General features: G+C 68.8%; 19 protein-coding genes. 4 read left to right on the plus strand and 15 right to left on the minus strand.

Annotated elements, in window-relative coordinates; genetic code table 11:
- Positions 1-20: 20 nt before the first annotated feature.
- From OZ671_RS22075 to OZ671_RS22095, 5 genes are all read right to left on the minus strand, one after another.
- Positions 21-1268 carry a Glu/Leu/Phe/Val family dehydrogenase gene (locus OZ671_RS22075; RefSeq protein WP_268862761.1) on the minus strand — a complete coding sequence of 416 codons (1248 nt, stop codon included), beginning with the start codon at positions 1266-1268 and terminating at the stop codon, positions 21-23.
- A gap of 201 nt (positions 1269-1469) precedes the next feature.
- Positions 1470-3062 (minus strand): citramalate synthase, encoded by a 1593-nt coding sequence (cimA, locus tag OZ671_RS22080; RefSeq protein ID WP_268862718.1) that lies wholly within the window; start codon positions 3060-3062, stop codon positions 1470-1472.
- Between the two features lie 136 nt (positions 3063-3198).
- Positions 3199-4584 carry a cysteine--tRNA ligase gene (cysS, locus tag OZ671_RS22085; RefSeq protein ID WP_268862719.1) on the minus strand — a complete coding sequence of 462 codons (1386 nt, stop codon included), beginning with the start codon at positions 4582-4584 and terminating at the stop codon, positions 3199-3201.
- Positions 4585-4810: 226 nt separating this feature from the next.
- Positions 4811-5344, minus strand: coding sequence for a CreA family protein (locus OZ671_RS22090; protein ID WP_268862720.1), 534 nt, complete (start codon positions 5342-5344; stop codon positions 4811-4813).
- Positions 5345-5477: 133 nt separating this feature from the next.
- Positions 5478-6503 (minus strand): hypothetical protein, encoded by a 1026-nt coding sequence (locus tag OZ671_RS22095; protein ID WP_268862721.1) that lies wholly within the window; start codon positions 6501-6503, stop codon positions 5478-5480.
- Positions 6504-6810: 307 nt separating this feature from the next.
- Between OZ671_RS22095 and parC the strand changes: the two genes are divergently transcribed.
- The gene (gene parC / locus OZ671_RS22100; protein ID WP_268862722.1) at positions 6811-9060 is read left to right on the plus strand and encodes a DNA topoisomerase IV subunit A; all 2250 of its coding nucleotides are present in this window, start codon (positions 6811-6813) and stop codon (positions 9058-9060) included.
- Positions 9061-9114: 54 nt separating this feature from the next.
- Positions 9115-10182, plus strand: coding sequence for an amino acid ABC transporter substrate-binding protein (locus OZ671_RS22105; protein WP_268862723.1), 1068 nt, complete (start codon positions 9115-9117; stop codon positions 10180-10182).
- A 77-nt stretch (positions 10183-10259) separates the two neighbouring features.
- Here the strand turns inward: OZ671_RS22105 and OZ671_RS22110 are convergent, their stop codons facing one another.
- Positions 10260-11174 (minus strand): LysR family transcriptional regulator, encoded by a 915-nt coding sequence (locus OZ671_RS22110; RefSeq protein WP_268862724.1) that lies wholly within the window; start codon positions 11172-11174, stop codon positions 10260-10262.
- 103 nt (positions 11175-11277) lie between these two features.
- On the opposite strand from OZ671_RS22110, the gene OZ671_RS22115 reads away from it, so the two are divergent.
- Positions 11278-12267 (plus strand): zinc-dependent alcohol dehydrogenase family protein, encoded by a 990-nt coding sequence (locus tag OZ671_RS22115; RefSeq protein ID WP_268862725.1) that lies wholly within the window; start codon positions 11278-11280, stop codon positions 12265-12267.
- Between the two features lie 25 nt (positions 12268-12292).
- On the opposite strand, the gene OZ671_RS22120 is transcribed toward OZ671_RS22115, so the two are convergent.
- From OZ671_RS22120 to OZ671_RS22140, 5 genes are all read right to left on the minus strand, one after another.
- Positions 12293-12712 carry a GFA family protein gene (locus OZ671_RS22120; RefSeq protein ID WP_268862762.1) on the minus strand — a complete coding sequence of 140 codons (420 nt, stop codon included), beginning with the start codon at positions 12710-12712 and terminating at the stop codon, positions 12293-12295.
- Positions 12713-12740: 28 nt separating this feature from the next.
- Complete coding sequence (locus tag OZ671_RS22125) at positions 12741-13220, minus strand: SRPBCC family protein (protein ID WP_268862726.1); 480 nt, start codon at positions 13218-13220, stop codon at positions 12741-12743.
- Position 13221: 1 nt separating this feature from the next.
- Entirely contained in the window at positions 13222-13536 is a 315-nt protein-coding gene (locus tag OZ671_RS22130; protein ID WP_268862727.1) for an ArsR/SmtB family transcription factor, read from the minus strand.
- A 190-nt stretch (positions 13537-13726) separates the two neighbouring features.
- The gene (locus tag OZ671_RS22135) at positions 13727-14488 is read right to left on the minus strand and encodes an arginyltransferase (RefSeq protein ID WP_268862763.1); all 762 of its coding nucleotides are present in this window, start codon (positions 14486-14488) and stop codon (positions 13727-13729) included.
- 102 nt (positions 14489-14590) lie between these two features.
- Positions 14591-15406, minus strand: coding sequence for an AraC family transcriptional regulator (locus tag OZ671_RS22140; protein ID WP_268862728.1), 816 nt, complete (start codon positions 15404-15406; stop codon positions 14591-14593).
- 64 nt (positions 15407-15470) lie between these two features.
- On the opposite strand from OZ671_RS22140, the gene OZ671_RS22145 reads away from it, so the two are divergent.
- Positions 15471-15899 (plus strand): cupin domain-containing protein, encoded by a 429-nt coding sequence (locus OZ671_RS22145; protein ID WP_268862729.1) that lies wholly within the window; start codon positions 15471-15473, stop codon positions 15897-15899.
- Here the strand turns inward: OZ671_RS22145 and OZ671_RS22150 are convergent.
- The 4 genes from OZ671_RS22150 to hemB form a co-directional block, all read right to left on the minus strand.
- The gene (locus tag OZ671_RS22150) at positions 15896-16537 is read right to left on the minus strand and encodes a hypothetical protein (RefSeq protein ID WP_268862730.1); all 642 of its coding nucleotides are present in this window, start codon (positions 16535-16537) and stop codon (positions 15896-15898) included. The two genes, OZ671_RS22145 and OZ671_RS22150, sit on opposite strands and share 4 nt — an antisense overlap.
- A gap of 412 nt (positions 16538-16949) precedes the next feature.
- Complete coding sequence (locus OZ671_RS22155; protein ID WP_268862731.1) at positions 16950-18173, minus strand: threonine ammonia-lyase; 1224 nt, start codon at positions 18171-18173, stop codon at positions 16950-16952.
- Positions 18173-19483 (minus strand): branched-chain amino acid ABC transporter permease, encoded by a 1311-nt coding sequence (locus OZ671_RS22160; RefSeq protein WP_268862732.1) that lies wholly within the window; start codon positions 19481-19483, stop codon positions 18173-18175. The genes OZ671_RS22155 and OZ671_RS22160 overlap by 1 nt, the downstream gene beginning before the upstream one ends.
- An 82-nt stretch (positions 19484-19565) precedes the next feature.
- Positions 19566-20615 carry a porphobilinogen synthase gene (gene hemB, locus OZ671_RS22165; protein ID WP_268862733.1) on the minus strand — a complete coding sequence of 350 codons (1050 nt, stop codon included), beginning with the start codon at positions 20613-20615 and terminating at the stop codon, positions 19566-19568.
- Positions 20616-20790: the final 175 nt, after the last annotated feature.

Consider the following 20790-nt stretch of genomic DNA (forward strand, 5'->3'; position numbering starts at 1 on the left):
CCGGCGGGAGGTGCCTGTGCTCAGCTCGTGAAGAACTGCTGGGTCCCGTGCGCCTGGATGGCGTTGGCGAGCCGCGAGAGCGCATGGACATAGGCTGCGCTGCGCAGGGAAATGCCGCGATCCCGGGCAATGGCCCAGACGGCCGCGCCTTCGCGCTCCATCATGGTCTTGAGGCGCTCGTGCACCTCCTCGACCGGCCAGTAGAAGCCCTGCCGGTTCTGCACCCATTCGAAATAGGAGACGGTGACGCCGCCGGCATTGGCGAGAATGTCGGGCAGGACCACGATCTTCTTGCGTTCCAGGATGGCGTCGGCCTCCGGCGTGATCGGGCCGTTGGCGAGCTCGAGCACGACGCGCGCCTTCACCCGGTCGGCATTGCGCGCGTGGATCATGTCTTCCAGCGCGGCGGGAACCAGGATATCGCAGTCGACCGCGATGAGGTCGTCGGCGGAAAGCGCGGTAATGCCGTTCGTGCCCGCGAGCGCGACGAGGCTGCCCTGATTCTTCGCCGCCAGCAGGGCCTCGACGTCGAGGCCGTCGGCGCGCTGGATCGCGCCCTTGGAGTCGCTCGCCGCGACGATCCGGTAGCCGTCGGCGGCGAGCAGGCGCGCAATATGCTGGCCGGCATTGCCGAAACCCTGGACCGCGACACGCGCGCCAGGCTCCAGGCCGAGCTGATCGGCGAGGCGCCGGACGAGATAGTAGCCGCCGCGGGCGGTGGCGTCGTCGCGGCCGAGCGAGCCGCCGAGCGAGATCGGCTTGCCGGTGATCACGGCCGGCGCGGATTCGCCGACGATCGAGGCATATTCATCGGCCATCCAGCCCATGATCATCGAATTGGTGTAGACGTCGGGCGCCGGAATATCGCGATCCGGGCCGATGATCCTGGCGAAGGCCTGGATATAGGCGCGCGACAGGCGTTCCAGCTCGGCTTTCGACAGGGCATGCGAGTCGACGCGCACCGCGCCCTTGCCGCCGCCATAGGGCAGGTTCATCACCGCGCATTTGAAGGTCATCCAGAAGGCGAGGGTCTCGACCTCCTCGGCGGTCGATTCCGGATGGAAACGGATGCCGCCCTTGGTGGGCCCGCGCGTGTCGTCATAGCGGCAGCGCCAGGCCATGAACGATTTGCGCGAACCGTCGTCCATGCGGATCATGAGGCGGACCTTGGTCGTCTCGCGCGGATATTTCAGCTTTTCCAACACGTCGGGATCGAGAGCGACATGGGCTGCGGCTTCATCGAGGCGCAGGAGCGCCTGGTCGAGCATGGAAGTGGCCTGCAATTAATCTCACTCCTCGAGGGAAGGGCGCCTGTGGCCGGGCGGCAGTCTTGAAGGCCCGCCGTCGCATTCGACTGTCAGGTCGGTGAGGCGCCTATGTGCCGGAAACCGGCCGCCGGAGGCAAGCGGCCGGCCTCGTCCATTGGTCGGAGGCGCCCGGATGGCTGCGGTGACGTCCGGGCAGGCCGCTCAGACGTCGACGCCGTCCTTCATCAGCTTGTAGGTAATGCTGTCGGTCAGCGCCTGGAAGCTCGCGTCGATGATGTTGGCGGAGACGCCGACCGTGGTCCAGGTGTCGCCGAGGCCGTCCTTGCTTTCAATAAGCACGCGGGTGATGGCGCCGGTGCCGCCGTTGAGGATGCGGACGCGGAAGTCGACGAGTTCGAGATCTTCGATGAAGCGCTGGTACTTGCCGAGATCCTTGCGCAGCGCGGCGTCGAGCGCATTGATCGGGCCGTTGCCCTCGGCCGCGGAGATCAGCTCCTCATCGCCGACCTTCACCTTCACGGTGGCTTCGGAGAAGGAAACGAGGTCGCCGAGGGCGTTCCAGCGCCGCTCGACATTCACCTTGAAGCGCTCGACCTCGAAGAACACGGGCACCTCGCCCAGCATGCGCTTGGCGAGCAGGAAGAACGAGGCGTCCGCGCCCTCATAGGTATAGCCGAGGCTTTCCTGCTCCTTGATCGCCTCCAGGATGCGCACCACGCGCGGATCATCCTTCTCGACGGTCAGGCCGACGCGTTCGAGCTCGGCCAGCACGTTGGACTTGCCGGCCTGCTCGGAGACCAGCACGTGGCGACGGTTGCCGACGCTGGCCGGCGGCACGTGCTCGTAGGTTTCCGGCTCTTTCAGCACGGCGGAGGCGTGGATGCCGGCCTTGGTGGCGAAGGCGGAGGCGCCGACATAGGGCGCGTGCCGATTGGGCGAGCGGTTGAGCAGTTCGTCGAGCTTGCGCGAGAGCGTCGTCAGCTCGGCCAGTGCCGCCTGGCTGACGCCGGTCTCGAAGCGCTCCGCATAGGCCTGCTTGAGCATGAGGGTCGGGATGATCGAGGCGAGATTGGCATTGCCGCAGCGCTCGCCGAGCCCGTTCATCGTGCCCTGGATCTGGCGGCAGCCGGCCCGCACGGCGGCGAGCGAGTTCGCCACCGCCTGTTCGGTGTCGTTATGGGCGTGGATGCCGAGATGGTCGCCCGGCACGTGCTGCGTCACGGCGCTGACGATCTCGTAGACCTCCTCCGGCAGGGTGCCGCCATTGGTGTCGCACAGCACCACCCAGCGCGCGCCGGCCTCGTAGGCGGCGCGGGCGCAGGCCAGGGCATAGTCGGCATTGGCCTTGTAGCCGTCGAAGAAGTGCTCGCAGTCGAGCATGACCTCGAAGCCGCGGGCTTTCGCCGCCTCGACCGATTCCCTGATGCCGGCGAGGTTCTCCTCGAGTGTCGTGCCGAGCGCGACATGGACGTGATAGTCCCAGGCCTTGGCGACGAAGCAGATGGCATCGGCGCGGGCATCGAGGAGCGCCGCGACGCCCGGATCGTTGGCGACGGAGCGGCCGGCACGCTTGGTCATGCCGAAAGCGGTGAAGCCGGCCTTCGTGTTGCGCGGTTCGGAGAACAGCGCCGTATCGGTCGGATTGGCTCCGGGATAGCCGCCCTCGATATAGTCGACGCCGAGCGCGTCGAGCAGGGCGGCGATCTTCAGCTTGTCGTCCAGGGTGAAGTCGACGCCGGTCGTCTGCGCGCCGTCACGCAGGGTGGTGTCGAAAAGATAGAGGCGTTCGCTCATCGGGCGGTCTCGCGAGGGGCGTCCGGTCGGGCTCACGGGCCGCGCACCGGATCGCTTTGAGGGCAGGGGATCGGGGGCCGGTTCGCACTGCCGGCGGAACGGTCCTGGGGCCGGCCGCCGGCGGGAAGCGACGCGCTCAGCGCGTCACCTCCCAGGTGGTAATCGGCTCGCCCGTCGCCTTGTCCTTGCCGTCCTTCAGTTGAATGCCGAGCGCTGCGAGCTCGTCGCGCAGCCGGTCGGACAGTGCGAAGTCCTTGGCCTTGCGCGCGGCGAGCCGCGCGGCGACCAGGGTCTCGACCTTCGCCGTGTCGACGGCGTCGAGCGCCGTGGCCCCGGCGAGCTCTCCGGCGCGTGCCGGATCGAAGCCCATCAGGCGGAGGGCGGCGGCAAGGCCGGGGGCGTCCCCCGCCTTGTCCAGCGCATGCAGCTCGGCGATCGCCTTGGCCGTGTTGAGATCGTCGGACAGGGCGTCGAGGACCGGCGCGGGGACCGGGCCGGGCGCGATCCCGCCGATGGTCCGATACCAGCCTTCGAGCGTTTTCCAGCTCTCCTCCATCGCCTTCACCGTCCAGTCGATCGGCTGGCGGTAATGGCCCTTGAGCATGGTCAGGCGCAGCACCTCGCCCGGCCAGGCCTGGCCCTGCCAGCCGTCGAGCAGCTCCTGGATGGTGACGAAATTGCCGAGGCTCTTCGACATCTTGTCGCCCTCGACCTGCAGGAAGCCGTTGTGCATCCAGACATTGGCCATGACCTGGTGGCCGAAGGCGCAGGTCGTCTGCGCGACCTCGTTCTCGTGGTGCGGGAAGACGAGGTCGATGCCGCCGCCATGGATGTCGAAGACCTCGCCGAGGTGCTTCCAGCTCATGGCCGAGCACTCGATGTGCCAGCCCGGCCGGCCCGGCTCGACGATGCCGCACGGGCTCGGCCAGCCCGGCTCATGCGCCTCGCGCGAAGGCTTCCAGAGCACGAAGTCCATTTCCGAACGCTTGTAGGGCGCGACGTCGACGCGCGCGCCGGCGATCATGTCGTCCAGCGGCCGTTTCGACAGCTTGCCGTAGTCGGGCATGGACGGCACCGAGAACAGCACATGGCCCTCGGCGACATAGGCGTGGCCGGCGGCGACGAGGCGCTCGCACAGTGCCTTCATCTCCTCGATATGGTCGGTCGCGCGCGGCTCGACGGTCGGCCGCAAGGCGCCGAGGGCGTCAATCGCCCGGTGGAACCGCGCGGTGGTCTCTTCCGTCAGCTGGCGGATGGTGATGCCGCGCTCATGGGCGCGCTTGTTGATCTTGTCGTCGAGGTCGGTGATGTTGCGCGCATAGGTGACGCGGGCCTCGCCATAGGTCGCGCGCAGCAGCCGGAACAGCAGGTCGAAGACGATCACCGGCCGGGCATTGCCGATATGGGCGTCGTCATAGACGGTCGGGCCGCAGACATACATGCGCACGTTGTCCGGATCGATCGGACGGAACGCGTCCTTCGACCGGGTCAGCGTGTTGTAGAGCCTGATCGTCATGGCCATCCTCGCACAGCACGAACCGAGCACTCCGCTGGCCGGGCGTGATCTTTGGCTTCAGAAGGATGAGGCAAAGAACGTCTGCCGGCCAGCGCTGTCGCTCAGCCGCAAATAATCCCGGAAATGCAAATCATCCCCGCAGGGACCGAGAAACCGTTCATGGCGCTGAGATAGCGCAGATGAAAGGCGCGTCGTCAAGCTCGTCGATGGCCGTCCTGCCGCCGGAAGCGGGCTATCTGATCCACTCGCTGCAGCGCTGGATGTCGGCATTGGCGCCCCAGGGCATGATCGGAACCGACGAGGTCGAGTTCTGCGGCGAGCCGTCGATCAGCTTGTCCGAATAGATCATGTAGACCAGCACGTTGCGGCGGGCGTCGCAGCCGCGCACGATCTGCACGCGCTTGAAGAAGAACGAGCGCCCTTCGGAGAAGACCACGTCGCCCTGGCCGGTGCGGTTGCGGAAGCGGATCGGGCCGATCTGCCGGCACGACAGCGAAACTTCCGACAGTTGCTCGGCAAAGCCGAACGTGCCGGCCCAGCCGCCTTTTTCCGGCACGGTGAAGTGGCAGGCGACGCCCTCCACATCGGGGTCGTCGATGCCGTAGGTGGCCAGCTTGTCGTTCGGCGAGAGCAGGCGGAACACGGTGGAGCGGCGGAAGATCAGGTCGGGCCGCTCGCCGGCGGCCGGCGCTTCGCTGGCCGGCAGCGCGGCGGAGAGGGCGACGAGAAGGGGGGCGAGCACGGCGGCGGCAAGGCGGTGAAACATGGCGAAAGCTCTCTCGTCGAACCGGGGGCGGGAACGGCGTCTTGTCGGCGCAAGTCTAGCCGGCGCCTGCCATGTCCGGATAGCGTCTTTGGCGCGCAGGAGCTACGGGGCCGAGACGGAGAAGCTGCCGGCGTCAGCCGCCGTGGCCGCCGCCATGGCCGGGCGTACCCGCGGCTGCCTCCCGTGCCTCGTAATAGCCGGCGGTGAACTTCACCGACCAGCGCTGGAAGAACGAGCGGGTGCGCGTGCTGAGCGTTTCCGCATGGGGTTCGTGGGTCCGGCGGTACTCGATGGCGTAACGCGCCACCACCGGCCCGAGCACCGGCAGCCGGGCGAGACGCTTCACCAGCCAGCGCAGCGCGACGCGCAGGCCGCTGGCCGCCGCATCGACGAGGCGCCACAGGGCGTCGCGCAGGCCATGGAGGGCGCGGGTGGCGCCGGTCGCCCGGCCGGCGCGGCGGGTGGCGTGGATCGCGGCGATCGCGGCCTCGTCGCTCTGGCGATAGCGCAGGCCGAGCCTTGCGGCGATCGGCAGCGCCGCGATCCGCCGGCAGATCGCGGCAATGGCCTCCACCAGCGGGTGCTTGCGTGCCTGCGGCCAGGCGGCCGGATAGACCGGCAGGACCAGCAGCTTGCTCTTGGCGAGAATGGTCGCAACGCCGTGAAAAAGCTGCATCCAGGGCGGCAGGACGGCGGCCTTGGCGATCAGCAGCGCATGCACGGCGGTCGCCGCGCCGAACGAGATGGGGATCCAGAGCACTGCCGCCACGATGACCAGCAGCGCTGTGCTGGGGCTCAATGTCTTGCAGGTCCTGAACACCCAGGCCATGCCCGCCTCGAAGGCGTGATGCACCGCCTCCTCGAACGCCTTGTAGCTGATCTTGGCCCGCAGCCAGGCCCAGCCGCGGGCGAGCGCCTCGCGCCAGGCGCGCTTCTTGTCGCCGCCGAGCGGCAGGATGGCGACGATAGCCTGCATCAGGCGCGTCAGTCCGTCGCCGATCATCCGCAGGGTGAACAGCGGAAAGCGCATCACCTGCAGGAGGATCGGAAACAGGAAGTCGATGAGGCGGACGAGCAGGATGATCAGGGCGCGCGTCAGGCGCTTCAGCGCGACGAGGGCCGCCGCCAGCGGAATGAGCACGATGTCGTCGAGCGCCATGCCTCCGCGGATTCCGGCCGGCTGGGAAGCGGATTGCGGCGCATCGGTGCTCACTACGGGTCTCCGGAAGCAGGGAACTGACCGTCCATAGTTAGGCCGGGGAGTTGTGGCGAAAAGAGGTTGACGTTGCGGCATGTGCGCGCACCGGATCGTATTGCCGGCGGCCCGCAGGCCCCTCGATACGGCCCGGCCTGACGCCGCGGGCGTCCACAGGCACCGGCCGGGAAAAGGTTCCTTGCTTGTTCCCCTTGCCTTGCCGGCCTAATCAGAGGATCTGAGCGTCCCCCGATTCGCGAGGCCAAGACCCATGGGCGAACGTGTCCAGCCGCCCGGCGGCGGTGATGACGGCGTGGAAAGCATCAATCTGCGCGATGCGCTGGAGGAGCGCTATCTGTCCTATGCGCTGTCCACGATCATGGGACGGGCGCTGCCGGATGCGCGCGACGGCCTGAAACCGGTGCACCGGCGCATCCTGCACGCCATGCGGCTCCTGAAGCTGGACCCCGGGACGGCATTCAAGAAGTGCGCGCGCATCGTCGGCGACGTCATCGGCAAGTTCCATCCCCACGGCGACCAGTCGGTCTACGACGCGCTGGTGCGGCTCGCGCAGGATTTCGCCCAGCGCTACCCGCTGGTCGACGGCCAGGGCAATTTCGGCAATATCGACGGCGACGGCGCGGCGGCCTACCGCTACACCGAAGCGCGCATGACCGAGGTCGCGGCGCTGCTGCTGGAAGGCATCAACGAGGACGCGGTCGATTTCCGCAAGACCTACAACGAGGAGGACGAGGAGCCGGTCGTCCTGCCGGGCGCCTTCCCGAACCTGCTCGCCAACGGCTCCCAGGGCATCGCGGTCGGCATGGCGACGTCGATCCCGCCGCACAATGCGGCCGAGATCTGCGACGCGGCGCTGCATCTCATCGCCAATCCGAAATGCACGACGCACGACCTCCTGGCCCATGTGCCGGGGCCGGATTTCCCGACCGGCGGCATCATCATCGAGGGCAGGGCCTCCATCGCGGAAGCCTATGAGACCGGGCGCGGCGGCTTCCGCACGCGCGCCCGCTGGCACCAGGAGGATACCGGCCGCGGCACCTACCACATCGTGGTGACCGAGATCCCCTACGGGGTCACCAAGGGCCGCCTCATCGAAAAGATCGCCGAGCTGATCGTCGACAAGAAGCTGCCGCTGGTCGCCGATTTCCGTGACGAGAGCGCCGAGGACATCCGGCTCGTCTTCGAGCCGCGCTCGCGCAATGTCGACGGCACCTTGATGATGGAGAGCCTGTTCCGGCTCACCGAGCTGGAGAGCCGCGTCCCGCTCAACATGAATGTGCTGATGGACGGCAAGATCCCGCGCGTGGTCGGCCTGAAGGACGTGCTGCGCGCCTGGGTCGACCATCGCCGCGACGTCCTGCTGCGCCGCTCGCGCCATCGCCTGGCGGAGATCGAGCGGCGGCTGGAGGTGCTGGCCGGCCTGATCATCGCCTATCTCAACATCGACGAGGTGATCCGCATCATCCGCACTGCGGACGAGCCGAAAAAGGCGCTCGTCGCCCGGTTCGACCTGACCGAGGTGCAGGTCGAGGCGATCCTCAACATGCGCCTGCGGTCTCTTGCCAAGCTCGAGGAGATCGAGCTGCGCAAGGAGTATGACGAGCTGACGAAGGAGAAGGACGGCATCGTCAAGCTGCTCGGCTCGGAAGCGCTGCAGTGGAAGACGATTTCCTGGGAGATCGGGCGGGTCAAGAAGCAGTTCAGCAAGGACACGCCGCTCGGCAGGCGCCGCACCACGTTCGGCGAGGCCGTCGAGCATGACGAGGGTGCCATTGCCGAAGCTCTGGTGGAGCGCGAGCCGATCACCGTCGTCGTGTCCGAGAAGGGCTGGATCCGGGCGCTCAAGGGCCATGTCCAGGACCTCTCCTCGCTGTCGTTCAAGACCGACGACCGGCTGAAGATCTCGTTCCCCGCGGAGACCACCTCCAAGCTCCTGGTCTTTGCCACCAACGGCAAGGTGTTCACCCTCGAAGGCTCCAAGCTGCCGGGCGGACGCGGCGCGGGCGAGCCGATCCGCCTGATGATCGATCTCGAGCAGGAGCACGACATCGCCGACGTCATGCCCTTCAAGGGGGGCCGGAAGGTCCTGCTCGCCTCCCGCGAGGGCCGCGGGTTCGTGGTCGCGGAGGACGATCTCGTCGCCAATACCCGCAAGGGCAAGGGCGTCATGGGCATCGATCAGCCCGACGAGCTCGTGGCCGTGCGGGTGGTCGAGGGCGAGCATGTCGCGGTCGTCGGCGAGAACCGCAAGCTCGTCGTCTTCCCGCTCAGCCAGGTGCCGGAAATGGCCCGTGGCAAGGGCGTGCGCCTGCAGAAGTACAAGGGCGGGGGCCTTGCCGACGTGAAGACCTTCGCGCTCGCCGAGGGCCTGACCTGGAAGGATTCCTCCGACCGGACCTGGACTGTGGCCGAGAAGGATCTGGCCGACTGGCTCGGCAATCGCGCCGATGCCGGCCGGCTGCCGCCGAAGGGCTTCCCGAAGAACAACAAGTTCGGTTGAATACCCGCTCGATGCGGCAGCTCAAGCCGCACGCCAGAGCGGGAACCGATCATCATGAGCTTTTCGAAGAGCCTGGCGGCGGTCGCCGCCGTCGCCGCCCTCGGCCTTGCCGGCACGTTCGGAACCGGCGTGGTCGGTCCGGCGCCGGCGCTGGCGCAGAATACCGGCCAGGGCGCGACGCTGCAGAAGATCCGCGAGCGCGGCTACATCATGTGCGGGGCGAGCCAGGGCGTGCCCGGCTTTTCCCAGCCCGACGACAAGGGCGTCTGGCGCGGCTTCGACACCGACTTCTGCCGGGCGCTGGCCGCGGCCATCTTCGATGATCCCGACAAGGCGCGTTATCTGCCGCTCGCCTCCAAGGACCGCCTGATCTCGCTGCAGGGCGGCAATATCGACGTGCTCGCCCGCACCACCACCTGGTCGATCGGCCGCGAAACCAGCCAGGGTCTCGCCTTCACCGCGATCAACTACTACGACGGCCAGGGTTTCCTGGTGCGCAAATCGGCCGGCCTCAAATCGGTGCGCGAGCTCGACGGCGCGACCATCTGCGTGTCGCAGGGCACGACCAACGAGCTCAATCTCGCGGACTATTTCCGCACCCACAACCTCACCTACAAGGTGATCACCTTCGGCAGCCTGGACGAGGTCGCCAAGGCCTATGAGAACGGCCGCTGCGACGCCTACACCACGGACATGTCGCAGCTCGCGACGAACCGCTTCCTGATGCAGAACCCGGAGGACCACGTGATCCTGCCGGAGATCATCTCCAAGGAGCCGCTCGGGCCCTGGGTGCGCAAGGGCGACCAGCAATGGTTCGACATCGTGCGCTGGAGCCTGTTCGCCATGCTCGCGGCCGAGGAGCTCGGCATCACCCGCGCCAATGTGCAGGAGCAGCTCGCCAGCACCAATCCGGAAGTGCGCCGGCTGCTCGGCGTCGACGGCAGTTTCGGTGAGACCATGGGCCTCACCCGCGATTGGGTGGTGCGCATCGTCAGGCATGTCGGCAATTACGGCGAAAGCTTCGAGCGCAATCTCGGCTCCGGCAGCCGCATCGGCCTGCCGCGCGGCCCCAACCAGCTGTGGAACCGCGGCGGCCTGCAATATTCACCGCCGTTCAGGTGAAGGGTGGGGTGGCGAGTAGAATTTCTCTGATAATCTTGACTATTCCTAGCCGGCCCTAATTCGCCATTCGCCGCTCGCTATGCACCACTCGCCGCGTCCATCATCCCGGGCAGGGCCGCGGCCAGCGCGTCGACGGCGAGGCGCACCTTCTGCGGCAGGCGCGGGGTTTTGAGCCAGAGGACGTGGCTGTCGTAGAGAAAGGGGCGCCGCCCGGGCATGAGCGGCACCAGCGCGCCGCTCCGCAGCTGCTCGCGCATCAGCCAGCGCGGCAGCCAGGCGAGCCCCATGCCGGCGACCGCGGCATCGCGGACGGCGGCGAGATCGTCGAGCTTCAGCCGGCTCGGCGGCAGGATTTCGCGCGGCGGCCCGGCATCCTCCGGGAACAGCCATGGCCGCAGCCTGCCAGGACGGCCATAGAGGATCGCCTGGTGGCCACTGAGATCCTCGATCCGCTCCGGCCGGCCATTGCGGTCGAGATAGGCGGGCGCAGCGCAGACGGTCATCGGCTGGCGCGCGACGAGCCGGCCGACGACGCCGGCCCGGTCGTCCAGCGGGCCTGTGCGGATCGCCAGGTCGAAGCCCGTTTCGGCAAGATCGGTGATCGGATCGCTCAGGGAGAGTTCGAGCGCGAGGCTCGGATGGCGGCGGGCGAGGTCGATCAGCACCGGCGCCGCGCAGAGCTGGCCGAACAGGACGGGCATGGCCACTTTCAGCGTGCCGCGCGGCTCGCCCCGCTCGTCGTCGGCGAGGGCGTCGGCGGCCTCGGCCTCCGCGAGCACCAGGCGGCAGCGCTCATAGTAGGCCTGCCCGAGATTGGTCAGGCTCTGCCGGCGCGTCGTGCGGTTGATCAGGCGCGCGCCGAGCCGCTCCTCGAGGAAGCGCACGTGCTTGCCGACCATCGGCGCGGACAGGTCGAGCGCTGCAGCGGCCGCCGCGAACGAGCCGAGATCCACCGCCCGGACGAACACGGCCATGCTGGTGAGTCGATCCATTTTTCGAAACTCCTGGTTTCGACTGAATGTCGCATTCGCTGATTTATCAAAGGGCGAAGGTACGCACATAGATCATTCCGCCTATTTGATTTGGAGTGAGCCCGTGACACGCGTCGTTCGTTTTCATCGTCATGGCGGCCCGGACGTGCTGCGCATCGAAGAGGTCGAGATGCCCCACCCCGGACCGGGCGAGGTGCAGATCCGCGTCAAGGCGCTGGGACTCAACCGGGCCGAGGCCCTCATGCGCCAGGGCCGCTACATCCAGACGCCGCGCCTGCCTTCGGGCCTCGGCCTGGAGGCGGCCGGCACCGTCGAGCGGCTGGGCGCGGGGGTTGCAGGCTTCGCCCCGGGCGACGCCGTCAGCGTCGTGCCGCCGGTTTCGATGGAGCGCTGGCCGGCCTATGGCGAGCTTGCGACCTTCCCCATGGAGCTCGTCGTCCATCATCCCGACGCGCTGAGCTTTGAGCAGGCCGCGGCCACCTGGATGGCCTATGTCACGGCCTATGGCGCATTGATCGACATTGCCGGGCTCGGCCGCGGGGACGTCGTCGTGGTCACGGCCGCATCGAGCAGCGTCGGGCTGGCCGCGCTGCAGATCGCCCGGCGCGTCGGCGCGACGGCGGTCGCCGTCACCCGCACGTCGACCAAGCGCATGGCGCTGCTGGCGGCGGGCGCGCCGCATGTGGTGGCGGCGGCGGAAGAGGACCTCGCCGAGCGTCTGAAGGCGATTGCCGGCCCGGACGGGGTGCGGGTCGTCTTCGACGCCGTCGGCGGTCCGCTGTTCGGGCCGCTCGCCGCGAGCATGGCGCGCGGCGGCATCCTGATCGAATATGGCGGCCTCAGCCCCGAGCCGACGCCGTTCCCGCTGCTCGATGTGCTGGCGAAGAGCCTGACCTTCCGCGGCTATCTCATGCACGAAATCGTCGGGGATCCCGCCCGCCTTGCGGCTGCGAAGGCCTTCATTCTCGACGGACTGGCGGCGGGAGCGTTCCGTCCGACGGTCGCCAGGACCTTCCGTTTCGACGCGATCGTCGAGGCCCATCGGTTTCTGGAATCGAACGAGCAGTTCGGCAAGATCGTCGTCACCCTGTGACGGCGACGCGCGCCGGCCGCGGCGGTCATCCGCCCGGCGGCATCGTTTCGAAGACCGTCAGCGACGGATCCATCACGTCCCAGGCATGGCCGCGGATCGCATAGGTCACGGCTTTGGGCCGGAACCGGCCGGGATCGTCCAGGCTGCCGGGATGGAACGCGATGACGTCGGGCGAAGCCTCGAAGTCGAGATAGACGGGCGAGCCGCAGGTCGGGCAGAAGGCGTGGATCTTCACATTGCCGCTGTCGCCGGCGACCCGCCAGGTCGTCGCCTGGCCCTCGATCCGCACGCTGCCGCGCGGGCTGAAAGCGAGATAGGAGGAATGGCCGGTGCCGCTGCGCTTCTGGCATTCGCGGCACTGGCAATGGATCTGGGCGACCGGTTCGCTCGTCGCCTCGTAGCGGATGGCGCCGCAGGCGCATCCGCCGGTCAGGGGCTTGGTCATCGTCTCGGACCTTTCGGACATGGAGGGTTCACGCCGCCGCCGCGGCGCCGTCGATGGGTTTTGCGAAAACGTTCAGCGGCCGGCCGGTTTCGAGGAAGGACTTCAGGCTGGAGAGCACGCACGGCCAGCCCTTGCTGACGCCTGCCGCCATGGCGCCGCCGGCCTCCAGCTCGTCGTGGGTGACGGTGAGGCGCACCATGCCGTCGTCGTAAGGGGTGATGTCGAAGGTGACGCGGCTGTGCTTTTTCGGGTCGGGAAAGCTTGCCGGGCTGGCCCAGGTGATGACGAGCCGCTTCGGCGGCGTGTTCTCCACCACATGGCCCGAGATCTTGACGCTGCGATCGGAGACCGCGACGTGGTCCCAGCGCGAGCCGGGGGCCCAGTCGGACACGTTTTCGTGCCCCCAGTAGCGGCCGGCGATCTCCGGCCTGGCGATCGCCTCGAACACCCTCTGCGGCGTCGCGGCGATATAGGTCACATAGACGAAGCTGGTGGTCGCCTCGGTCATTCTACTCTCCTTCGAGTTCTTTCTTGAGGTCGTGCAGAAGACTGAGGCGCGGGCGTTCGAACTTGCGCACCCAGCGCTCGTAGACCTCGTGCAGGGGGACGGGGTTGATGAAATGAAGCTTCTCCCGGCCACGCTTCAGCGTGGTCACGAGATTCGCGGCCTCCAGCAGGTCCAGGTGCTGCGTGACGGACTGGCGCGCCATGTCCAGGTTTTCGCAAAGCTGGCCGAGCGTCTGTCCGTTCCTGCCATGCAGAAGGTCCAGGAGCCTCCTCCGGGTCGGATCGCCCAGAGCCTTGAAGACCTTGTCAGCGTCCATCGTCCTCAACCTTCATTGCGGCGAGAATATGCAGGTAAATACCTGCATGTCAAGGCGAGCTGATCCGGCGACCGGCGCGACCGGCATCCGGCGCCGGCCGACGGGCAGGGGGCAGCTCAGGCGGGACGACGATGTCGCGATGGTTGTCGGCAGGGGAGATCGAGCCCGATCGGACGGGCGGGCTTAAGCCCTAGCCCCGCGCGGGCTCGTCATGGCGCACCCAGCCTTCCGGATGCAGCCGTTCCTGCGGCAGGAAGCGGGCCTTGTAGTCCATCTTGCGCGAGCCCTCGACCCAGTAGCCGAGATAGACGTAGGGCAGGCCCATGGCGCGGGCCCGGGCGATGTGGTCGAGGATGACCAGCGTGCCGAGCGAGCGGTCGGCAAGCTCCGGCTCGAAGAAGGAATAGACCAGCGACAGGCCGTCCGCGAGCACGTCGGTCAGGACGCAGGCGACGAGCTCGCCTTTCGACCGGCCCGTCACGGCGGTGTCGGCGTCGCGGCGGCGATATTCGACCAGGCGCGTCGTCACGTGGCTGTCCTCGACCATCAGCGCATAGTCGAGCACGGTCATGTCGGCCATGCCGCCGGAGCGGTGGCGCCAGTCGAGATAGGCGCGGAAGATCGAATATTGCTCCGAGGTCGGCACGGCCGCGCGCATCTCGCCGGTCAGGTCGGCATTGGCCTTCATCACCCGGCGGAACGAACGGGTCATGACGAAGTCGGCCACCGGTACGCGCACGGAGATGCAGGCCCGGCAATTCTCGCAGGCCGGCCGGTAGGCGATCGACTGTGAGCGGCGGAAACCGCCCTGGGTCAGGATGTCGTTGAGCTCGCCGGCCCTCGGACCGACGAGATGGGTGAACACCTTGCGCTCCATCTGGCCGGGCAGATAGGGGCAGTCCGTCGGCGCGGTCAGGTAGAATTGCGGTGTGTCGCGCGGCTGCTGGGTCACGGCTTCAGGCTCGCTCCACGGAATCGGGGCCACGCCACCCATCCGGCCCTTTTCATACGATAGTATGCGCGGGCGCGATCACAAGAGGATTGCGGGCGAAGGCTAGCCGTGCATGCCGGGATGGAGCTGCCGCGCCTGGCCGGGCGTGAGGCCGAACTGTGCGCGGAACGCCGCGCCGAAGGCAGGCACGCTGTCGAAGCCGGCAATGGCCGCGGCCCGGGCCGGCGTGGCCCCCGTCGCCAGGGCGCTCAGCGCCGCGGTCAGCCGGACCTGCTGGCGCCATTGGCGGAAGCTCATGCCGGTCTCGGCCCTGAACATGCGCGCCAGCGTCCTGCTCGAGGCATTGGCGACGGTCGCCCAGTCCTCGAGGTTGCGGGTGTCATCGGGGCGCGCGAGCAGCGCGCTCACCACCCGCCGGAGCCGGGCGTCCCGCGGCAGCGGCAGGCCGAGCGGCAGGGGGGAGGCGCGGCCGATCTCGTCGAGGGCCAGTTCCGAGAGGTGATGGCCGCGTCCGCCCGGCTCCCAGTCCACCGGCTCGGCGCAGGCGGCGAGAATGACCTCGCGCAGCAGGCCCGAGACGGCGATGACCTTGGCCGCCCTCGCGACGCGGCTTGCCGCGTCCTCGCGCATGAACAGGGCGCGCATCGCCACCGGCCCGTCCATGCTGATCGCGTGCTCCGCATCCGCCGGCAGAAACAGGCCGGTGGTCGGCGGGACCAGATAGTTCGATCCGCCGGTGTCCACCCGCATGACGCCGGAGATGGCATAGAGCAGCTGCGCGCGCGGGTGGCTGTGCATGCCCGTCGACAGGCCGGCCGGATAGTTGCGCGCGAAGCCGACGACCGGCCGCGGCGCGGTCTCGAACGGCAGGATCTCGGCCTGTCTGGTTGGCGACAGGAATTGGCCAATTGTCTCCATTCGACCAGACTAGACTAAAGGCCGCTCCGCTCAAGGGACGGGCGGAAGCCACGAGGACAATGCCATGGATGCAGGCCTGTTTCAGAAGATCGGCTTCGTCACAGCCGACCAGCTCACCGATGGTCCGAATACACCCGGCCAGAACCGCAGGAAGGCGCTGGAGGCCGGGCCGCTCTGGGTCGGCCAGTGCCACGTGACGGCGCTCGCCGCGCCGAGCCAATGGCACCACCACCAGGAGTTCGACAGCGTCATGTACATGCTGTCGGGCCGCATTCGTGTCGACTACGGCGAGGACGGCACCGAATCCTTCGAGATCGGCAAGGGTGACTACGCCTATTTCCCGCGGCGGGCGATCCATCGCTGCCAGATCGTCGAGGGCGGCGACGATGTCCACTACGTCTTCGTCCGCCTCGGCGAGGGCGAGACCGTCGTCAATGTCGACGGACCCGGCGGATTTGCGCCCGGGCCGTCGCCGCGCGGCCAGGCCCGCTAGCGCCGGTCGGCCGCCTTGCCATAGTCGGTGATGTTGGGCGAGCCGAAGCCGGCTCGCCCCCTGACGTCGCGGAGCAGCAGCCAGCCGCGCGCGCCATTGGCGCAGCGCAGCTGCAGCCATTCGTCGTCGGGAACGCGCGCGCCGGCATCGACCTCCACCGACTTGTCGAACAGCTCCTGCGAGCCGGTATAGGTCCGGCCGTCGTAGCGGAAGCGGAACTGGCCTTCGGCGAGGCCGGCCAGATAGGTCCAGGTGGCGCCGGCGGGCAGGTCGAGCGTCCGCGCGCCCCGGCTGTCGCTGACACGGGCGGTGAAGGGCGTGCTGACGCGGTAGGACGCGGTCTTCGTATAGGTCACGTAGCGCAGGCCGTCGCTCGCGTTGCGGGCGGCATTCCAGGGGTGGTAGGTCGCGCCGCGGCGCATCCGGCAGGTGAGGGTTGCGGGCGCCTGCGGATCGGGCCGGTTGCGGATGGAGATGGTGACATCGTCATCCAGGGTGAAACCACCGGGATATTCGCCGGGCCAGAAGTTCGACCGGTGCCAGTCCGGACCATAGGCCGCAGGGCGTGGGGCGGCGCTGGCCACCGGTGGCAGGGCCAATGACGCGACGAGGCCGACGATCGCGACGCGCAGTTCCATGGGCGCCTCCAAGGGTTGCGGCCGACCGGCGCCCTGCGCGCGGGCACCCCGACCCCGGGACAGGGACGGCCGGCGGCATTGGGCACGATGGCCGCGGCCGATTGATGGCACCGATCCGACCAGCCGCCTCGGCCCGCCGCCATTGCCGCGCCTTGCGGGGGCTTGCGGAGGGCGCCGCGCCGGCCATCATCGCCGCTGCCGGCGCCTGCGCGGCCGGGTCCGCGCTCAGCTGATGTCGCCCCTGCCGGCACCCGCGCGGCGGCCGTATCCGCCCTCAGCTGATGTCGCCCCTGCCGGCACCTGTGCGGCCGGGTCCGCACTCAGCTGATGTCGTCACTGCCGGCGCCTGCGCGGCCGGGTCCGCGCTCAGCTGATATCGTCACTGCCGGCGCTTGCGCCTCCGGGGCCGCGCTCAGCTGATATCGTCGCTGCCGGCGCTGATCCGGGTCGCCGGCAGGCCTTCGGCCGCCAGCGCCTCCATGATCTCGTGCGCATGATTGCTGTCGCGGGTTTCCAGGGTGATGTCGAGCTTGGTGCCCTTGGCCGGCGTGTCGAGAAAATGCCGGCGGTGCTCGACCTCGAGGATATTGGCGCCCATCCGGCCGATCAGCGTCGCGATGCTGCCGAGCAGGCCGGGCCGGTCGGGAATGGTCATGCGGATCGCGACGATGCGGTCCTCGCGCTCGAGCTCGCGCACCATGATCGAGGCGAGGATCCGCGGGTCGATATTGCCGCCGGTGAGGATGATGCCGACCCGCTTGCCGCGGAACCGGCCGGGTTCGGCGAGCAGCGCCGCGATGCCGGCGGCGCCGGCGCCCTCGGCGATCAGCTTCTGCTGGGTGAGGCAGAAATTGACGGCCCGTTCGAGCTGGCTCTCGCTGACGAGGACGATGCCGGAAACGTGCTCGCGGACGATCGGCAGCGTGGTCTTGCCGGTGAACTTGACCGCGATGCCCTCGGCGAGCGTCGGGCCGCCGCAGGGCCGGTCGCCGCCGTGGATGGCGTTCCACATGGACGGATAGAGCTCGGCCTCGACGCCCACGCATTCGATCGACGGGCGGATCGCCTTGGCGGCGAGCGCATTGCCGGCGATCAGGCCGCCGCCGCCGATCGGCACGATCAGCATGTCGAGATCGGGCTGGTCCTCGAGCATTTCGCAGGCGACCGTGCCCTGGCCCGCCACCACGTGCGGGTCGTCGTAGGGATGGACCCAGACGAGGCCCTCGGCGGCCTGGATCGCCTCGGCCCGGGCCTGCGCCTCCGCCAGCGTCTCGCCGTCCAGCACCACCCGGGCGCCATGGCTGCGCGTCGCCGCCACCTTCACGAAAGGCGTGGTCACCGGCATGACGATGGTGGCGGGGATGCCGAGGCGGCTGGCGTGCAGCGCCACCGCCTGCGCATGGTTGCCGGCCGACATGGCGATGACGCCGCGCTGGCGCTCCTTCTCGCCGAGGCTGGCGAGCTTGACCAGGGCGCCGCGCTCCTTGAACGAGTTGGTGACCTGCAGGTTCTCGTATTTGATGAAGACCTCGGCGCCGGACATTGCCGACAGCGCCGGCGCGGGCAGCATGGGCGTGCGCATGACCCGGCCCCTGATGGTCTCGCGCGCGGTCTCGATGGCGGCAAAGGACAGCATCACACGGGCCTCCCATTCGTGTCGAACAGGCCGGTGGGCCTGACGACGATCAACAAGACGAGCGCGGTATAGACGGCTATGTCGCGCCATTCGATAGGCAAATAGCTCGACCAGGCGGTTTCCGCGAGGCCGAGCACCAGGCCGCCGACGAAGGCGCCGGGCACCGAGCCGACGCCACCGAGAATGGCGGCGACCAGGGCCTTCAGGCCGAACACCGTGCTGATGCCGAAATGGACGGAGCCGAAATGCATGGCATGGGCGAAGCCGGCGGCGCCGGCCACCGCGCCCGACAGCGCAAAGGTAAGGGCGATCAGCCGGCCCTGGTCGATGCCGCACAGCGCGGCCATGCCGGGATCGTCGGCGAAGGCGCGCCAGGACCGGCCGAACCGGGACGCGCGCATCAGCCAGACGAGGCCGAGCGCGGTGGCGAGCGCGAAGCCGGCGACGCTCATCTGGTTGAGCGTGACGGTCGTCACGAAGTCGCCCGCGCGCACGACCGGGATCGGGCCGGAGGCGATCGGTGGTGCCCACCGGGCGGCCGCGCCATGCGTCAGGCGCAGGGCCTCGCCCAGGGCCACGGCGAGGCCGACCGTGGCCATCAGCACGGCCTGGCCGTTCCGCCGGCGACCGATGAGCGGCGCGACGACTGCGCGGCCGACGGCGAGATTGGTGGCCGCGGCGGTCAGCGCGCCGACGGCGAGCGCCAGACCGAGCGCCGGGCCCGGCCCGAGGCTCGTCGCCGTGATGGCGACGAGGCCGATGGCGGCATAGGCGCCGGCAACGGCAATCTCGCCGAAGGCCAGGTTGATGCGGCCGATGAGGCCGTAGACGAGGGCGAAGGCGGTGGCGAGCAGGCCGTAGAGCGTGGCCGGCACCAGCCCGTTCGCCGCCTGCTGGAGGCCGTAGGCGAGCGGCATCGGCACGGCGGGGACGGCAGCTTCCGCCTGCCGGCGGGCTGCGGCCGCGGCGGTGATCGCGGCATTGCCGAGCCACCAGCGCTTCAGGATCTGCAGCCGGACCGGGCTGAGCGGCCCGCGTTCGGTCTCCAGTCGCACGAGGTCGAAGCGGGCGGTGTCGGCGCCGCCGCCCGCGAAGACGCAGATGAGGTGATGCGATCTGTTCTCCTGGCCGGGCTCGCGCGCGAGATAGGCGATGCGCACGGCGTGCTCGTAACCGGCGACCGGGCCGTAGCGGATCTCGCGGATCGCCGTGCCCTCGGCATGCAGCGCCGGCATCACGTCGCGGCAGATGCGCAGGTGGTCGGGCGCGACCACGCTGGTGCAGGCGCCGAGCGCGAGGCCGGCAGCCATGATCGGCCAGAGCCGCCAGGAGAGCCTGGCGCTCCGGGCGAGCGCCCGGCGCGGCCGGCCCGGCTGCGCGGCCGGCTTCAGCTCAGCCTCTGGCGTTGAGGAGGTCGGCCGCCCGCGGCGCGAAATAGGTCAGGATGCCGTCGCAGCCGGCGCGCTTGAAGCCGATGAGGCTCTCCATCATCGCCCGGTCGCCGTCGATATAGCCGGCCCGCGCGGCGCCCTCGATCATCGCGTATTCGCCCGACACCTGATAGGCGTAGGTCGGCACGCCGAAGGCGTCTTTGACGCGCCTGCAGATGTCGAGATAGGGCATGCCGGGCTTCACCATCACCATGTCGGCGCCCTCGGCGAGATCGAGCTCGACTTCGCGCAGGGCTTCGTCGCTGTTGGCCGGGTCCATCTGGTAGGTGCGCTTGTCGCCGATCAGCGTCGCCTTGGTGCCGATCGCGTCGCGGAACGGCGCGTAGAAGCCCGAGGCATATTTGGCCGCATAGCTCATGATCTGCGTCTCCTCGAAGCCGGCGGCGTCGAGGGCCGACCGGATCGCACCGATCCGGCCGTCCATCATGTCGGACGGGGCGATGCAGTCGGCGCCGGCCTCGGCCAGCGCCAGCGACTGCCGGCAGAGGATGGCCACCGTCTCGTCGTTCAGGATCCGGCCGTCCGCGGTCAGGACGCCGTCATGGCCGTGCGAGGTGTAGGGATCGAGCGCGGCATCGGTGATCAGCCCGATCTCGGGCACGGCCTGCTTGATCGCGCGCACCGCCCGGCACATCAGATTGTGCCGGTTCTCGGCTTCCGACCCGGTCGGGTCGCGCAGCGCCGGGTCGACATAGGGGAAGGGGGCGAGCGCGGGAATGCCGAGCTTGGCCGCCCGCTCGGCCTCGCGCACCGCTTCGTCGATGGTGATGCGATCGACGCCCGGCATGCTGTCGATCGGGGTGCGCGGCTCCGGCGCATCGATCAGGAACAGCGGCCAGATCAGGTCGTCGACGGTCAGCGTCGTCTCGCGCACCAGGCGGCGGGTCCAGTCGGCCTTGCGGTTGCGGCGCAGGCGCGTGGCCAGCGACAGTTTTTCTGCTGATACGGCCGAGGGCAGCGGCGGGTGGCCGCGGAGCGCGCGGATCGACATGGTTTTCTTCCCTTAGGGCGCCGAGCGTGTCCGAAGCCCAGGCAGGATCAGCCCTAGCATCCCGGTCCGGTCGCGAACAGCCCCGCCGGCGATGTTCTGCGATACGTATTCGGCGAGGGCTGGCCAGTTATCTCACTTGTGTGCCTCAATTGTTCTGCGGTCTCGGCCGAAGTGC

It is taken from the genome of Phreatobacter sp. AB_2022a, assembly GCF_026847585.1.
Taxonomy (GTDB): Bacteria; Pseudomonadota; Alphaproteobacteria; order Rhizobiales; family Phreatobacteraceae; genus Phreatobacter.

Coding starts and splice junctions, on each gene's coding strand:
- OZ671_RS22075 (WP_268862761.1), bottom strand. CDS start 1,268: ATGCTCGACCAGGCGCTCCTGCGCCTCGATGAAGCCGCAGCCCATGTC.
- cimA (WP_268862718.1), bottom strand. CDS start 3,062: ATGAGCGAACGCCTCTATCTTTTCGACACCACCCTGCGTGACGGCGCG.
- cysS (WP_268862719.1), bottom strand. CDS start 4,584: ATGGCCATGACGATCAGGCTCTACAACACGCTGACCCGGTCGAAGGAC.
- OZ671_RS22090 (WP_268862720.1), bottom strand. CDS start 5,344: ATGTTTCACCGCCTTGCCGCCGCCGTGCTCGCCCCCCTTCTCGTCGCC.
- OZ671_RS22095 (WP_268862721.1), bottom strand. CDS start 6,503: ATGGCGCTCGACGACATCGTGCTCATTCCGCTGGCGGCGGCCCTCGTC.
- parC (WP_268862722.1), top strand. CDS start 6,811: ATGGGCGAACGTGTCCAGCCGCCCGGCGGCGGTGATGACGGCGTGGAA.
- OZ671_RS22105 (WP_268862723.1), top strand. CDS start 9,115: ATGAGCTTTTCGAAGAGCCTGGCGGCGGTCGCCGCCGTCGCCGCCCTC.
- OZ671_RS22110 (WP_268862724.1), bottom strand. CDS start 11,174: ATGGATCGACTCACCAGCATGGCCGTGTTCGTCCGGGCGGTGGATCTC.
- OZ671_RS22120 (WP_268862762.1), bottom strand. CDS start 12,712: ATGACCAAGCCCCTGACCGGCGGATGCGCCTGCGGCGCCATCCGCTAC.
- OZ671_RS22125 (WP_268862726.1), bottom strand. CDS start 13,220: ATGACCGAGGCGACCACCAGCTTCGTCTATGTGACCTATATCGCCGCG.
- OZ671_RS22130 (WP_268862727.1), bottom strand. CDS start 13,536: ATGGACGCTGACAAGGTCTTCAAGGCTCTGGGCGATCCGACCCGGAGG.
- OZ671_RS22140 (WP_268862728.1), bottom strand. CDS start 15,406: ATGGAGACAATTGGCCAATTCCTGTCGCCAACCAGACAGGCCGAGATC.
- OZ671_RS22145 (WP_268862729.1), top strand. CDS start 15,471: ATGGATGCAGGCCTGTTTCAGAAGATCGGCTTCGTCACAGCCGACCAG.
- OZ671_RS22150 (WP_268862730.1), bottom strand. CDS start 16,537: ATGGAACTGCGCGTCGCGATCGTCGGCCTCGTCGCGTCATTGGCCCTG.
- OZ671_RS22155 (WP_268862731.1), bottom strand. CDS start 18,173: ATGCTGTCCTTTGCCGCCATCGAGACCGCGCGCGAGACCATCAGGGGC.
- OZ671_RS22160 (WP_268862732.1), bottom strand. CDS start 19,483: ATGGCTGCCGGCCTCGCGCTCGGCGCCTGCACCAGCGTGGTCGCGCCC.
- hemB (WP_268862733.1), bottom strand. CDS start 20,615: ATGTCGATCCGCGCGCTCCGCGGCCACCCGCCGCTGCCCTCGGCCGTA.